The sequence below is a fragment of the [Zimmermannella] bifida NBRC 103089 genome (genome assembly GCF_001570925.1).
Classification (GTDB): Bacteria; Actinomycetota; Actinomycetes; order Actinomycetales; family Microbacteriaceae; genus Gulosibacter; species Gulosibacter bifidus.
The window spans coordinates 210710-224970 of the sequence record NZ_BCSP01000003.1 but is presented as its reverse complement, the minus strand read 5'-3'; the positions used below and the strand labels follow the sequence as shown (position 1 = coordinate 224970).

Genomic DNA, 14261 nt, shown 5'->3' with positions numbered 1-14261 from the left:
GTTTCCGGGCATGCTGTTGAGCAGGCACCCGGTCGTTGCGCCGTTGCGTTTGCGGGCGCCGGTACGTTTGCCCGCCCCGGCGAGCTTACGCCTCGGCTAGTTTGCCCGCTTGCTGATCGTGTCGGGTGCGAGCAGCCAAGCGACAACTGGCAGGAGCAGCACGACCGAGGCAACGCCAAACGCCCACGAATAGCCGGCAACGTCGATGAGCACACCGGCGATCATCGGGCCCAGGATCATGCCAAGGTCTTGCATCATCTGGAACACCGACAGCGGCCGGCCGCCAGTGTGGTCGCGGCCAATGATGTCCGACATCGCTGCCTGCGACACCGGCATCGACAGCCCCGAGCCGAGGCCCGACACGAACATGGCAGCCAGCACCACTTCGAGTCGGTCAGCCCAGATCATGCCGACAACGCCAATGGCCGACACCAGCAGCCCGGCAATGATCAGCGGACGGCGCCCACGCCGGTCGCTCGCCCGTCCCGACCATTGCAGCGCGATCATGTTGCCGATCGCACCGACCGCCACCACGAGACCAGCGGCCCACGGTTCGTGAGTCAGCGCCACGCCCACAAACAGTGGCACCACCGCGATGCGGATGCCCATATTGGCCCAACCGTTTGCCAGCGAGAACACCAGCGATGCCCGGAACGACTTGTTCGACCACACGTGTGCGAGCGTCAGTGCAGGTTTCGGGGCGTCGGCGCCGTCGGTTCGCTGTTTCGCTGTTGACCGCAGCACGGTCGACACCACAACTGCCGCAAGCAGCAGCGCGACGCCGTAGCTAATGAACGGAACGGTCATACCGGCCTGACCGAGCAAACCACCAAAGAGCGGGCCGGTGACATTACCGATCAAGAAGGTGCCCGACCACAGTGCCGAAATCTTGCCGCGAATCTGCGGTGGCGAATACTTCGCAATCATCGAGGCCGCAGCAATGGTAAACATGGCCGAGCCGATGCCACCGAGCCCGCGGAAAATGAGCAGCTGCGTGTAGGTCGCCGCGAACGCCATCGCGATGCTTGATGCCGCCACGATGACGAGCCCGATCACGTAGATCTGGCGTTCGCCGATCCCTTCGAGCATCCGTCCGGCAAATGGGGCACTCACCAGCCGCACGAGCGCGAAGGCGCTCACCACAACCGTCACCAGCGTGGCAGAAACACCGAAACTTTCGGCATATTGCGGCAGCACCGGCACGACGAGTGAAAACCCGATCGCGATCAAGAATGTCGCAGCCGTCAGTGCCCAAATTTCGCGCGGGATGCGCGGGGGTGCTTCAGGTGCGCGCCGTTCCGCTTCGAGCGCATCGCGGATGTGGTCGAGCGAAATCTGCCCGGTTTCAAGCGTGTTGTAGTCGGTCTGTGCTGCTTGCACGACCGTAATCGGTTCGGTTTCGGGTGAAGGCGACGTTGCCTCGTTGGGTTCGTGACCGGATGACGAATCTGGAACGTCAGCGTTCAAGTTCGATCTGTCAGACATTGTGCGGTGGGATGTTTTCTCGAATTCGTTCGTCGTTGGAACCGGAGGCGTGATCGGCTCGAATCTCGGGGCCGTCTTCGTCGCCCCAAGCAATCGACTGGTCTTCGGTCGCGAGCTCGGCGACAATTCCGGTCGGGTTCAGTGCGCTGCGCGGAACCCGCTGCGGGGTGAGGTCCACGCCCTCGGGCGCGGGCACAATGACCCGGCGGCGAGCGCGACGCGGACGCGGTGCCGCAGCGGCCGCATCCCGGGACGTGTTGGTGTGCATATTCCCTGTTCTATCAGGATCCGGTGACCCGACTCGCAGGTAGCCCGCGTTCGGGTGTGTGGAAGGCTCGGCGCCGGCACCCAGAATGCCGCGCTCGACAGGCAGACGAGCGGGCAACAGCAGCCTGCTGCCCGCTCGCCAGCGATCAACTATTCCGAATCGGTGTCGAACAGGTTCGAGCCCGAAGTACCCGGTTCGATTGCGCGGGGCGCCTCGCGCTCGGCGATCGCCTTTGGCGCCGCTTCAATCGCCAGGGTCTCGCCGTCCTGATCACCGATTGGCACTTCAAGCGCCGTGGCAATGCGCTGCGCGACCGCCTCGGGGTTCGCGAACAGCTCGAACGCGTGCACGCGCAGGTAGTACCAACCCAGACGCTTAAGCAGCTCGGGACGCAGTCGCAGGGTCTCACGCAGCGTGTGCTTGACCGCCTGGTCAGATTCTCCGCGACCCACAGCTTCCATATCGACCACGATCGCACGGTGTCCGTACGAGGCAGCGAGCGGGATGCGGCCACGGTAGTCGAGTTCGACACGCATGCCGAAGCTCTCGAGTCGTCGGCCCAGGTCGACCAGCATCGGTCGGCGCTGGCGCGTGGCTACGGCACCAGCCGCATCCGCCGACGCGTTGCCCTGCGCAGGCGACGCGAGACGCGCATCCGCATCGCGCTCATCAAGCTCGGTGAGAATCTCGCACAATTGCAGCACGCCCGGGGTGAGTCGGCTCAAATCGAGCTGTTCGGGGCGGATGCAGCTCACGATTACCAGCGACCGTCGCGCACGCGACATGGTCACCGCCAGCGACTTCGTGCCGAGCGGTCCGGCCAGCACGCCGAATTCCGACAGCACGCGCCCGTGCGGGGTGACGCCGTAGCCGAGCGAGAAGATGACGCGGTCGCGCGATTGGGCCGCAGCGCCTTCGATCGTGGTGACCACAAACGGTTCGTTTCGTGGTCGCATAAAGAACTCCGCCACATCCGCGCGGTGCGAAACTGCCGACCACACGGCCTGCTCGACGCGCTGTGCGTGCGCAGCCGAGGCGCTCACGACCATGAGTGATTCGCGAGGGCGGTGGATGGCGTGGTCAAGCACCAGTTCGATAACGCGGGTGACCTCGGCGTCGGTTGCTTCGACCGCACCGGTGCGGGGGTCGGGCATGCCGGTGCCGTTTGGCACGTACGAATAGGTAAGTGAGGAGTGTCCGAGGAAGGCTCCGGCCCACGGCATCGAATCCAAGCGCCCGTCGTAGAAGCGCTCGTTGACCAGTTCGGTGAGGTCTTCCCCACCTGCGCGGTAGGAACGCGTCAGCGAGATTCCGGGCAGGAACTCGGCCAGGCTCGCGTAGATCGAGTCGTCGGTGAGCCGCGCAACGTCTTCCTTCGACAACTTCGCGTCAACGCGCTGCGCTTCCATTGGCGGCTGCACAGCGACTTCGAACGGCGTTGGGAACTGCGTGACCGGGTCGCCGAAGGCAACAACCTGATTGGCGCGGCGAATGGCGCCGATGGCCTCTGCGGTAGTGAATGCGCCGGCATCAACGAGCAGCACTGTGTCGAAGGTGATGCGTTCGTCGATGCGGTGCACGTCGTACGGCGAAGCCAACCAAACCTGCGTGAGCGGTTCGGAGATCGACGGTGCCTTGTTCACGAGCTGTCGCGATGACGTGCCCGGGCTGCGCAGCAATTGGCGGAACGTTTCGGCCTGGTCATCGCCGTCAACGAGCGCGACCTTCCACGCTTCGGCGAGCTGCCAGGCAATTTGGCTGGCGGTGGATGCGGTGTGTGCTTCGTCGACGACGCGGAAGTCGCTCTCGAGGCGGGTCACCACGCGCGTGTTCGCATTGAGGAGCGCTTTGTCGTTTACGAGCAGTTCTTCGAGCACCGACTGCCACCAGGCGAGTTCGAGTTCGTCGGCGACATGCTCAGGTTCGATGTGTCGCTCGGCGAGATCGGTGATGAGGTCGCCAAGACCGCGAGCGGTCAACCGTTCGTTCAGTGCGAGTCGGTCAACGGCGTTATCGAGCACCTCAGACTTTGCTGCCAATCGCGCAATTCGCGATTCGAGCTCGTCAAGGGGCGTCGTCGCGAGGGTCTGGTGGCCAACGTCTTCGAATGGCCCATCGACCAACTGAATCTTGGCGGAGAGGTCACGCCAGTGGTCGCGGGCCGTGTCGATGCCGATCGGCACGCTCGGCTGAGCGGCGTCCTGCACGTAACGATGCCAGAGGATGCGCTGACGCTGTACGTACTTGAGCGACTCGTGAAGCTCATTGACGGTGACACCGGGGCGTACGAATTCGCGGGCGAGCTGGCGCAGCTCACGGCGACGAGCCGACGGCATATCGCTGCCTTCGCGGCGGCCACCGGTAGCTTCAATGAGCTCAGCGAGGTCGGCGTCAAAGACCTCTGGGGTGAAGCGGTCGAGCGTCTCACGAATATCTGCGAGCAGGCGCAGGTAAATGCCGAGCTCGGTAAAGGTCTCGGGTTCGCGCAGATTGGTCTGCTGCACGATCTTGCGCGTTTCATCCAGGAACTCGGTGACACGACCATCGGCGAGTTCAACTGCAGTGCCGTAGACCTCGCTGACTTCGTCGGTGCTGCCAAAGGCGACGCCGAACCAGGGCGAGTCTTCTTCGTTGAGTCGGAACTGGCCGAGTTCGCCGAGTTCGCGCAGTTGCTCGCCCGCTTCGGCACGCGCGGTCACCTCAGCAAAGGTGTCGAGCTCGTCGCGGCGCAGGCGGGCCGTGGTCGAAGGCGGTACCTCGAGCAGCTCGAGTTGGCTGAGGGCCTCGAGGGCGTCGAGCGGTGAAACGCCGAACGATTCGTGCTTGGTGGCAAGGGCCGCTCGGTAGTCCGAGAGCACGCGACGCAGACGTACGAGTGCGTCGTCGAGCTCGGCAGTGTTTGGTCGCTCGGCGCGCTCGTTGCGGGTGATGCCGGCGATGATGTCGCGGCGCAGCGTGCGTGGGGTGACCGCGACCCCTTCGAGGCCAACGTGCTTGAGGCGCGCGCGAATAGTGCGCACGGATGCGGTCCGCGGGGTTACGACCAGCACGCGCCGGTTGCGGTCGAGCAATTGGCCGATCGCGTTGACGACGGTCTGTGTCACACCGGTTCCCGGCAGCGTTTCCACAACCAGGTTGGAACCGCCAAGAATCGCGTCAACAACGCGTTCTTGCTGGGTGTCGGCATCGAGCAGCAGGCGATCTGAAGACGGGTCGCGGTGATCCGGATCGATGGCCTGCTCCGCACGGATGGGACGACCAAGGAAGTCGCGGGCACCGGCGTTTCCGGCCAGCGCGCGAACAATGGGCTGGTCGAGGGTGCCAAGGTCGTCGTACATCGCGTCCGCAAAGTCGGCGAAGGTCGAAAGCGCCGCGATCGAGTCAACCGTGAATCCGCTGAGTCCACGACCCGCCTCGCGAACGTACGCAAATGCGGCTTCTGGCAGCAGCGCATCCGATGCTTCTACCTGCTGCATGAGTTCGCTCGCACGCAGAGTGGCGCCCTCGTGGTACATGGCCCGCAGCAGCGCAACGTTTGGCTGCAGCTTGCCGCGAAGGCGAATCTCGTAGTCGCGACCGAGTCGACGCAGCGATGCTTGACGCAAGAAAATCGGAGCGTTCCGTTCGATACCACCGGTGCCCGTCCAGGTGGCGAAACCAGCAGCCAGCTGAATCGTGTTCAAGCCACGTGCGGCTTCGAGTTCGGCACCAAGGCGGGTGATGTGGCCGGCAGCGTCAAGCGCGTTGCGGAAGGTGAGGGGCTCACGCAACAGGCTCGAAAGCATGACCGGGCGTCGGGCCAGCAGCAGCGCAATGCCCGATGGATGCGCGGTGCTGAGGTCGATGTAGGTGCCACGTCGGCCGCTGAAGTAGAGCTGCGGCGATTTCCCACCGAGCGCGGCGACCTCGTTGCGCCAGCGCTCGTGGGCAACACGTTCGTCAATCGTTTCGGGACGCTCGAATGGTGCGTCGTCGACCACGTCGCCCGCATCCGTCAAGTTGGCCGATTCGGCAGCATGCGCATTGTCACGACCCGGGGCGTCGTCCATGTCATCAACCGACAGGTCGATGTCGTGTTGAGCGCTCGCAGCATCACTCGCCGAGGCGGTGATTGGTTCCGACTCCGGCGCTTCGGAACGGTCGTCGTCAGCAGGCGGCGCGAAAGCGGTGTCGGATGCACCGGCACGTGTGGCGCGAACCTGGTCAATCCAGTCGCTGGGACGCTCCCCCTTACCTACGCCATCAACGAGGTCACGTTCTTCTTCGAGCGTGTTCTCGCGGTCGAGGATCGGTTCGGTCTCATTTGCGCTCGACTCGGGGACGTTACGCGTATGCGCACCGTCGGCACGGTCGTTGTCTCGCTTACGGAAAATGCCCCACACAGCATTCAACCTAAGTGACAACACGCCCCGAATCTTGCAGTGGGCCGGGAGTTTCATGCATTCCGGCAGTGCGGATTTGTTGCCACCCGGGATTCGGTATCGATTCGGTGGTTTGATCTCAACGCCAACCGCGCCACATGTGGTGCCCCCGACAAGAATCGAACTTGCGCACACCCTTTAGGAGAGGGATGCTCTATCCACTGAGCTACGGGGGCAATCTCGTTAATCGTAGCTAAGTTCCGCCGCGCTCCGGTCGCCTACTGGCCGAGCCAGTCGATCTGTCAATCCACCGTGCCCAAATTGCCCCCCCCCATACATGTGCAACTTGCGGATGATGCCAGTTCGTTCGCAGGCACGTGCCGCACGGCGCGAAAACGCGAAAGACTTGTGTTGGCATATCTTGCCACGACTCGTGGCAACGCCACCGACACACCATCCACCGACAAAGAGGTAACCGTGCGCAGTCCAATTTTCGACCAGGCCAACCACCGCGACCCATCCACCGATCGCTATGTTCTCGAGTCCAGCAAGTTGCTGCGCGTCGGACTCGGCCCAGACATCGTGTCACAGAAGGGGGCAATGGTCGCCTACCGTGGCAACCTCGATTTTGCTCACCAGGGTTCGAAGGGCATGGGCCAGTTCCTCAAGAAGCAGCTCACCGGTGAGGGCAAAAACCTGATGAAGGTCTCGGGCCAGGGTGAAACGTGGCTCGCGATTCGTGCCCAGGAGATCTTCCTCATGGAGCTCGAGAACGAGGGCCTCACGCTGAACACCGAGCACGTGCTCGCGTTCGACGCCACCCTGCACTACGAGCCTAAGATGCTCGGCAACGCCGGTCTGATGGCCGGTGGCCTGTTCAACCTTGAAGTTGGCGGCTCGGGCATGCTCGCGGTCGTCAGCGACGGTACCCCGCTCATCCTCGATGCCTCACAGGGCCCGATTTACACCGACCCGCAGGCAACGGTGTGCTGGTCAGCAAACCTCACCCCGACCATCAAGAATGATTTCAAGATGGGCTCGCTCATCGGTCGCGGCTCGGGCGAGTCATTCCAGCTCGCTTTCCACGGCCCCGGCTTCGTCATCATCCAGCCGTCCGAAGGCTTGCCGGTCCTCTCGGCTGCCAGCTAGGTTTCGCCCCACTCGAGTCTGTTCACACAGCTCCCCCACACACTGCGAGCGCCGACTTCCTACACTGAAGCTATGTCTCAGTCGTATGAAGTTTCGGCGCTCGTAGCGCTTTCCCCGCAGCAAGCGTTTGTACTGGCCCATTCGCTCGGCAGCGACCGCACCACTTGGGATACGCAGGTGGTTAAGCGGATGCTGCTTCGCGAGGCGACCGCGCTCGGTGAGGGCGCCCACGTGTTTGAGCGGGTGCGCAACGGCCGGCGCTTGATTCTGCGTCAGGACATCTGGCTTCCCGGCCAGCTCTCGAGCGCATCGATGGTCAAGGGGCCGTGGTGGCTTGATGCGTACGGTGAAGGCTGGCATTTTTCGCCCGTAGGCGACGAAACCCGCGTCACGTGGAAGATCACGTTTGCGCACAAGGCACCGGTCTTTGCACCGCAGCTCGAACGCGGCGTGGTCGAGGCACTCAAGCGCGAACTCGATGTGCGCATGGCCGATTTCAAGGCCGCGTCCCGCGACGTTGGGCTCATGCAGCGGCTTGCTACCGGCGAGCTCGCGCCAGATGCACGTCATCGTGATGTCGTGCGGGGCCGGGCGTAGCTCGAGGCCTGGGCCCTCAAGATCGCGCTGCTAATCCGGCAGCGCGCATTACACGCTAGGCGACGAGTCGTTCCGGTTCGAGGTAAGCAGCCCATTCGACGGTGTCTCGGCGCTCAACGCCGCGCACCTGCCATTGGCGTGGGGTTGGGCTTCCCGGCGTCCGACGCAGCTCCCAACCCATTTCTTGCGGAGTCCGGTCACCCTTGACGTTGTTGCAACGCAGGCAGGCCGCAACCAAGTTTTCCCAACTGTCTTTGCCGCCGCGCGAGCGTGGCATGACGTGGTCGATCGTGTTCGCGAACTTGCCGCAGTACCCGCAGGTGTGGTTGTCGCGTCGCAGCACCCCCTTGCGCGAGACCGGGTTTCGGCGGGCCATGGGGATGCGCACATAGCGGTTGAGCAAGATAACTCGCGGACGCGCGTACTCGGCGTCAACAGTTCGCAGTGGATGCACGTTGTCGGCTTCGATCGCGGCAGCTTTGCCGTTGAGGATGAGCACCAGGGCCCGTCGATCACTGACTACGGCAATTGGCTCGTATCCAGCGTTCAAAACTAGTGTGCGCATGCGTGTCCTCTTTCTGCCCCGCTACGGAAACCAATAAAGGCACCGCCTAATGGCAGTGCCTTCACGCATGCACACTTGTGCGCAGGGATTCCTGCGACGCTCGCGTGCAACGGAGCTATGTCGTGGTGAACATGATGCTCGAAGCCCGACCAGGCACCACGAACCCGCTGGTGGTGTGCCAGCTGGTGCGTACGCATCCGGGTCATAATCGCTCCGAGTTTCACTAATAATGTGTCATTTGTGCAGCACCGAAAGGTGCATACGCGAGGTATGGTAACGACCCAATCCGAGCATTCCGACACGATTACCACCGTTCCGCGGGATGCGTTACGCAGAGTTCACCCGCTGGCAACCCAATTCTGCAGCCCTACCAAGGCGCTGCGCACACGCTCGAGAGGAAACGGTTGAGGGCGGCTCCCTTAGGAACCGCCCTCAACCAATCTCGCGCTAGACGCGAGACGGTAAACCTAGCCGTTTACGCGTACGTAGTCGTATGCGTAGGTGTTGACGCCGTCGATGACGGTGTCGTCTGCGCCACCGTTCCAACCACCGTGAACAGCCTGACCGTTACCGATGTAGATGGCCACGTGCTGACCAGGAGCGATCATGATGTCACCGGGCTGTGCTTCCGATGCTGGGATGACGCTACCAAACTGGTAGAACGACTCAACACCCATGTCGTAGCCACCGTCGAAGCGGCTGGTGGTGAGACCGGCCGAAGCGAGGGCGTTCTGCACCATGTCGGTGCAGTCGAGGCCCGAGATACCGAGCTGTGCCATGGCACCGGCCACGATTGCATCCTGGATGCCACCAACTGCTGCGACCGAAACCGGTGCTGCAGCTGCGCCGTTGTCGTCCGACGAACCCTCGTCATAGCTCTCGGTTGCCACCGAAGCAGCTGGAGCCGGAGCTTCCTGCTCTACCGCCATTGCAACCGAAGCTGCGTCGAACGACTCAACGGCAGCAGCCTGGTCCGATTCAGCCTTGATGGCCTTTGCGTCAACAACAGGAGCCTTGACCGCAACTGGGTTCTTAACAGCGTCCTGCTTGCCGTTTGCCGCCGAGACCAGGTTGGCCTGGTGTTCACCAGCAGCAACATCAACATCTGCGGTAGCCATGCTTGAGAAGCCGGCAGCAGCAAGTGCGGTAACCGATGCGGCAGCGGCGAACGAACCGGCAGCGCGGCGACGGCGCTTGGCAACGAGCGATGCTGGCACAGCGGCACGAATGGTGAGGCTGCGAACTTCGGCGTCAGCCTGTGCTTCGTCAGTGACGAGCGGAGCTTCGTTAACGATCGGCGCAGCAACCTTGGCCAGAACCTCGGTAGGAACTGCAGAGATCAGCGCTTCCATGTCGTTGCGCTCGATCTTGCCCGTGTCCTTTACGAACGCGCTGGCGTCGCGCTTAGCAACCGGGCGAACGCCAGTGCGGCGCTCGATCTCACGAGCCTGGCGGCGCGTAAGCGGTGCTTCGGTGATCTGCGTGATGTTATCCAAATTTACGACCCTCCGCGCCTTGAGGTTGCCCTCCCCCGCACCTGAGTTTCTTTTCGCTATACCGAGTGGCAGGGAGTGGCGCCCCGGTACTGCGTGAACACGTGTGTGTTCGTCGACAGGTATCGACTGTAACGAAACATCACGGCAATGTCACGCATTGGTAACGAGGTTTTTCACATCTTGGTAACAATCCCCAGGTCAGCGCAGAAAAAATTGCTGTGATTTTCTTGTTATCAATGGCGATGGGCGCATGTTTTCGCGTTACCAAGCGACAAGTTCGCCACGATTTCACCCAAGTTGTGAGCCCACGGCTGGCGGTCTGAGTGCAGCGGCTGGCCGACAGAACGGCCGCAATCGCGACCCAATGCATCCCCCGCTACGCGTCGCGGGGCGTTACATAGATGTGCGCTGCAAACTCGACCGGCACGCGCAGCGCGTCGCTATGCGACTCGTTTACGAACTCCACGACATCACCGTCGCGGCGCACGGCAGCAGTTGCCGGTGGCAAGAGTTCAAGCTGTCGCAGTTCCGAGAGCAAGGCGGCATCCGATTGCACCGGTTCGCCAAGGCGGCGGATCGTGACCAATAACGGTTCCGAATCTGCGGTGGCAGCAGCACCCCGCGCATCCAGCAATTCGTCAAGCGCGACTACGCCCTCGCGAAAGGTGTCGGATGCGTTGCGGTACAGGTCGCTCAGCGACGGGATCGGTGTGCCGTAGGGCGATTCCGCCGGCTCGCCGAGCAGTGCATAGATACGGGATTCAGCTTCATCACTCATGACGTGTTCCCAGCGGCACGCTTCGTCGTGTACCAGGCTGAGGTCAAGACCAATGACGTTGGCCAACAGGGCCTCGGCGATTCGGTGCTTACGCAACACGCGCACGGCAGTATCGCGCCCCTCGTCGGTGAGCACCAACGTACGGTCGGGCGCAACTTCAACGAGTCTGTCACGTTCCATGCGCGCGATCGTTTGCGAAACGGTTGGCCCGGAGTGGCCGAGCCGCTCCGAGATTCGCGCGCGCAGCGGCGTGATTCCCTCTTCTTCGAGGTCGAGAATCGTGCGCAGGTACATCTCCGTCGTATCAACGAGATTCGTCACTGCGCCGCCTCCTTCAGCAAATCATTTGGGTTCGCGCAGTGTTCCCGCGCGGCGGGGTGGTGAGTCCCGCGCTGCTCAACATTGATCTCGCTCGCGCCAGATCGTTGAGTCGACTACTTAGAGCTTATCGCTATCAGCCGACGATGCCTGACTTCACGGTGCAGCCAGCCGCGTCCTGCATCTCGAGTACCGCGCAGCCACCGTAGGCTAGAGGCATGACTGAGCTTCGCATCCCTTCAGCACTTCTCCCCACCGACGGCCGCTTCGGCTCTGGCCCTTCCCTGGTGCGCCAGGCGCAGATGGATGACCTCGCCGCCCGCGGCAAGACGGTCATGGGTACGTCACACCGCCAGCAGCCGGTTAAGCAGCTGGTGCAGCAGATTCGCGAAGGTCTCACGGACTTCTACCGTCTTCCCGATGGTTACGAGGTCGTGCTCGGTAACGGCGGCTCGACCGCGTTTTGGGATGCGGCCGTATTCGGTTTGGTGCGCGAGCGCGCGCAGGCTGCCGTGTTCGGTGAGTTCGGTGGCAAGTTTGCCAAGGCAGCGGTGACGCCATGGCTGCAGGCACCGGACGTACGCGAAGTTGCCCCTGGCAGCGCGGCGCTACTGGCTCCAGCCGAAGGCGTTGACCTGTTTGCAACACCGCACAACGAAACCTCGACCGGTGCCATGGTGCCGGTTACGCGCGTGGCCCAAGACGGCGCCCTGACGATGATCGATGCGACCAGTGCCGCTGGCGGCATCGACCTCGACATGCGCGAATGCGACGTCTACTACTTTGCACCGCAAAAGAACTTCGGTAGCGATGGCGGTCTGTGGTTTGCGATCATGTCGCCAGCCGCAATCGAACGCGTCGAAGAAATCAACGCCTCGGGTCGATACATTCCGAGCTTCCTCAGCCTCAAGAAAGCACTCGACAACTCGCGCAAGCAGCAGACGCTCAACACCCCCGCGGTGGCTTCGCTCTCGCTGTTCGCATCGCAGATTTCGTGGATGCTCGAACATGGCGGTCTGGCCGCGATGGATGCGCGCACCCGCGCGTCCTCGGATTTCCTCTACCAGTGGGCTGCCGAACGTGACTGGGCAACGCCGTTCGTCGACGAGGCCTACCGCTCGCAGGTCGTCGTAACGCTCGACCTTGATGCATCGATCGACGGCGCACAGCTGCGCAGCGTCCTCGGCGAACACGGCATTGTCGATATCGCGCCGTACCGCAGCCTTGGCCGCAACCAGCTTCGTATCGGCACCTTTGCTGCCGTCGAGCTGCAAGACATCAAGCAACTTGCGGCGTCGATCGACTGGGTTGCCGAGCGTATCGCCAAGTAGGCCTCGGGCGGCCGGGTTCTGCCGCCAACACGACAGCGCCCCGCAGTTCGTCCGAACAGGACGAGTGCGGGGCGCTGTTATTGATGTCGTTTTGGGATGCACCGTGTCGCGTTACGCGACCGCCGGTCACCTACTCGGGCGAGTTCTCCGCATCCGCGGCATCGGCTGCCGCACCGTCCGTGTCACGGTGGTCGCGGCGACGGCGGCGACGCACGCGTGTACGCGCCATAGTGCGGACACGTTCGCGCGGTTCGCGCTCGGCTTCTGTGTCGCCTTCAGCGTCGTTTTCATCAGCAACAAGCAGATTGCCTTGGCTGTCGTGGGTTGCCCGAAACTCGGCCAGTCGTTCGGCCCAGGGCACCCATGCCGGCGCCAACAGTGCGTTCTCGCCTGGCAGCATGAAGCACTCGAGCACGGTCGGCGCTGAATCTGGCACGCGCGTGCACAGCACCGTCCAAAACCAATCGGTGTAACCGGGCACGCGAACGGCGTATTGGAGCACCGCGACCGCATCCCCTTCAACTGAAGCTGCGACGAACTCGCCGATCTCATCCGCCTCAGCGATCTCGTTAAGCGCGACTTCGGCCAGCTGCTGCAGTTCTGCGAGCGGAGCGATATCGGTCACTTCGATCGGGCTGCTTGCCTCAGGACCGTCCGCATCCGTTACCTGCTGCTCGTCTTCTTGTTCGGTCGCGGGCTCAGGAGCCTGCGCTGATGCGGGTTCGGGCACCGTTTCCAGTTCAGGCACCTGCTCGACGGTGTCGTCGGCCGGCTGTTCTTGCGGGGATTCGGTCATGTCAGTGTCCTCCGATTGCGGTGCGCCGCGATGCCGCGCGCTACGCGTCAAGATCGTCAGCTACGCGGCGAAGCATTGCCGCTACCTTAGTCGCCGCAGCTCCCTGAGGATACTGACCGCGACGAAGCTGACCGCCAATACGGTCAAGCACCTTCACCAGGTCTTCAACGATGACGGCCATGTCATCAGCGGGCTTGCGACGTGCACGGGCAACCGATGCCGGGGCGTCAATGATGCGCACCGAGAGCGCCTGCGCACCGCGGCGACCGTCGGCGATGCCGTATTCGAGACGCGTACCGGCGCGCGGAGCCGGCGCTTCTGGTGGCAGCGCGGTCGCGTGCAAGAAGACTTCTTGACCGTCATCACCGTGGATAAAACCGAATCCCTTGTCGGCGTCGTAAAACTTCACCTTGCCAGTGGGCATGGCACTTCTCCTTTTGTCACCACCGTTGCGGGTGACAATCGTCGTGGATAAAAAAATGGCGCGGCATCCGCAGATCCTCACCGGTGAGCGTTGTTGCAGATCGTCACCGCTGGCGAAAGTTCGTCGGCATCCGCGGCACCCGAACATCGGAATAGTTCGAACGATTTGACATGCTCGACGCTGCGCGCCGCATACCCCCTATTCTAGCGATCATTCGGTCCCGGATGCAGGCCGTCCGCTTTGGGCATAGTGACCCGCGTATCCGTAACGTCAGCGCGCCGAAGCTACGGATCTATCGGACCATCAGCCCCGCCTGATGGTGCCGTCAACCCGGCGTCACTTAGGCTAGACGGGTGACCAATTCCGCCAACGAACGAAATGTGTCGTCGACTGTCGACACCGCATCCAACCCCGCCGCAGAGGTAGCCGCCGCAAGCGTCGTCGAACGTACCCTCGCCTACGGTGCCGCGGTGTTCGCCATCAGTGCGTTCATTGCCATGATGACGCTGCTCATTGCGCCGCTCACGGGTGTGGACTTTGGTGTTGGCGCGCCTACATTTTGGGCGATCGTGATGGCGGTCGCGTACTACGGTTTCCCACTCGCACTGCTGTGCGTCGTGGCGCTGGTGATCACGCGCGTGTGGTCGAACCGCAAGCACGCTAACGCAACCGACTAGTTCTGGAACTCCCGCC

12 protein-coding genes and 1 tRNA gene are annotated in these 14261 nt (G+C 62.8%); 4 read left to right on the top strand and 9 right to left on the bottom strand.

Annotation, left to right across the window (positions count from 1 at the left end; translation table 11 throughout):
• Positions 1 to 96: 96 nt before the first annotated feature.
• The 4 genes from ZBI01S_RS04370 to ZBI01S_RS04355 form a co-directional block, all read right to left on the bottom strand.
• Positions 97 to 1485, bottom strand: a complete 1389-nt coding sequence (locus ZBI01S_RS04370; RefSeq protein WP_066056875.1) for an MFS transporter — start codon at positions 1483 to 1485, stop codon at positions 97 to 99.
• Positions 1478 to 1753, bottom strand: a complete 276-nt coding sequence (locus ZBI01S_RS04365) for a hypothetical protein (protein WP_066056872.1) — start codon at positions 1751 to 1753, stop codon at positions 1478 to 1480. The genes ZBI01S_RS04370 and ZBI01S_RS04365 overlap by 8 nt, the downstream gene beginning before the upstream one ends.
• Positions 1754 to 1902: 149 nt before the next feature.
• Entirely contained in the window at positions 1903 to 6135 is a 4233-nt protein-coding gene (locus ZBI01S_RS04360; RefSeq protein ID WP_066056869.1) for an ATP-binding protein, read from the bottom strand.
• 140 nt (positions 6136 to 6275) lie between these two features.
• A tRNA-Arg gene (locus tag ZBI01S_RS04355) sits at positions 6276 to 6350 on the bottom strand.
• Positions 6351 to 6591: 241 nt separating this feature from the next.
• Here ZBI01S_RS04355 and ZBI01S_RS04350 point away from each other — a divergent pair.
• Complete coding sequence (locus ZBI01S_RS04350) at positions 6592 to 7263, top strand: AIM24 family protein (RefSeq protein WP_066057029.1); 672 nt, start codon at positions 6592 to 6594, stop codon at positions 7261 to 7263.
• Positions 7264 to 7335: 72 nt separating this feature from the next.
• A complete protein-coding gene (locus ZBI01S_RS04345; protein WP_066056866.1) occupies positions 7336 to 7860 on the top strand; it encodes an SRPBCC family protein in 525 nt (174 codons plus the stop codon).
• Between the two features lie 55 nt (positions 7861 to 7915).
• On the opposite strand, the gene ZBI01S_RS04340 is transcribed toward ZBI01S_RS04345, so the two are convergent.
• From ZBI01S_RS04340 to ZBI01S_RS04330, 3 genes are all read right to left on the bottom strand, one after another.
• Positions 7916 to 8425, bottom strand: a complete 510-nt coding sequence (locus tag ZBI01S_RS04340) for an HNH endonuclease (RefSeq protein ID WP_066056864.1) — start codon at positions 8423 to 8425, stop codon at positions 7916 to 7918.
• Between the two features lie 467 nt (positions 8426 to 8892).
• On the bottom strand, positions 8893 to 9921 hold the full coding sequence (locus tag ZBI01S_RS04335; protein ID WP_066056861.1) for an NlpC/P60 family protein: 1029 nt from the start codon (positions 9919 to 9921) through the stop codon (positions 8893 to 8895).
• Positions 9922 to 10297: 376 nt separating this feature from the next.
• Positions 10298 to 11020 carry a metal-dependent transcriptional regulator gene (locus ZBI01S_RS04330; protein WP_066056858.1) on the bottom strand — a complete coding sequence of 241 codons (723 nt, stop codon included), beginning with the start codon at positions 11018 to 11020 and terminating at the stop codon, positions 10298 to 10300.
• Between the two features lie 215 nt (positions 11021 to 11235).
• On the opposite strand from ZBI01S_RS04330, the gene serC reads away from it, so the two are divergent.
• Positions 11236 to 12348 carry a phosphoserine transaminase gene (gene serC / locus ZBI01S_RS04325; protein WP_066056856.1) on the top strand — a complete coding sequence of 371 codons (1113 nt, stop codon included), beginning with the start codon at positions 11236 to 11238 and terminating at the stop codon, positions 12346 to 12348.
• Between the two features lie 130 nt (positions 12349 to 12478).
• Here the strand turns inward: serC and ZBI01S_RS04320 are convergent, their stop codons facing one another.
• Together ZBI01S_RS04320 and ZBI01S_RS04315 are read right to left on the bottom strand one after the other, a co-directional pair.
• Positions 12479 to 13144, bottom strand: coding sequence for a DUF3027 domain-containing protein (locus tag ZBI01S_RS04320; protein ID WP_066056853.1), 666 nt, complete (start codon positions 13142 to 13144; stop codon positions 12479 to 12481).
• Positions 13145 to 13184: 40 nt separating this feature from the next.
• The gene (locus tag ZBI01S_RS04315; protein WP_066056849.1) at positions 13185 to 13568 is read right to left on the bottom strand and encodes a cold-shock protein; all 384 of its coding nucleotides are present in this window, start codon (positions 13566 to 13568) and stop codon (positions 13185 to 13187) included.
• Positions 13569 to 13921: 353 nt separating this feature from the next.
• On the opposite strand from ZBI01S_RS04315, the gene ZBI01S_RS04310 reads away from it, so the two are divergent.
• The gene (locus tag ZBI01S_RS04310; protein ID WP_159421383.1) at positions 13922 to 14245 is read left to right on the top strand and encodes a hypothetical protein; all 324 of its coding nucleotides are present in this window, start codon (positions 13922 to 13924) and stop codon (positions 14243 to 14245) included.
• Positions 14246 to 14261 lie beyond the last annotated feature (16 nt).

Bases quoted from the DNA above. Each gene is read 5' to 3' on its own strand.
- ZBI01S_RS04370 (WP_066056875.1), bottom strand. From the start codon at position 1,485: ATGTCTGACAGATCGAACTTGAACGCTGACGTTCCAGATTCGTCATCC.
- ZBI01S_RS04365 (WP_066056872.1), bottom strand. From the start codon at position 1,753: ATGCACACCAACACGTCCCGGGATGCGGCCGCTGCGGCACCGCGTCCG.
- ZBI01S_RS04345 (WP_066056866.1), top strand. From the start codon at position 7,336: ATGTCTCAGTCGTATGAAGTTTCGGCGCTCGTAGCGCTTTCCCCGCAG.
- ZBI01S_RS04340 (WP_066056864.1), bottom strand. From the start codon at position 8,425: ATGCGCACACTAGTTTTGAACGCTGGATACGAGCCAATTGCCGTAGTC.
- serC (WP_066056856.1), top strand. From the start codon at position 11,236: ATGACTGAGCTTCGCATCCCTTCAGCACTTCTCCCCACCGACGGCCGC.
- ZBI01S_RS04320 (WP_066056853.1), bottom strand. From the start codon at position 13,144: ATGACCGAATCCCCGCAAGAACAGCCGGCCGACGACACCGTCGAGCAG.
- ZBI01S_RS04315 (WP_066056849.1), bottom strand. From the start codon at position 13,568: ATGCCCACTGGCAAGGTGAAGTTTTACGACGCCGACAAGGGATTCGGT.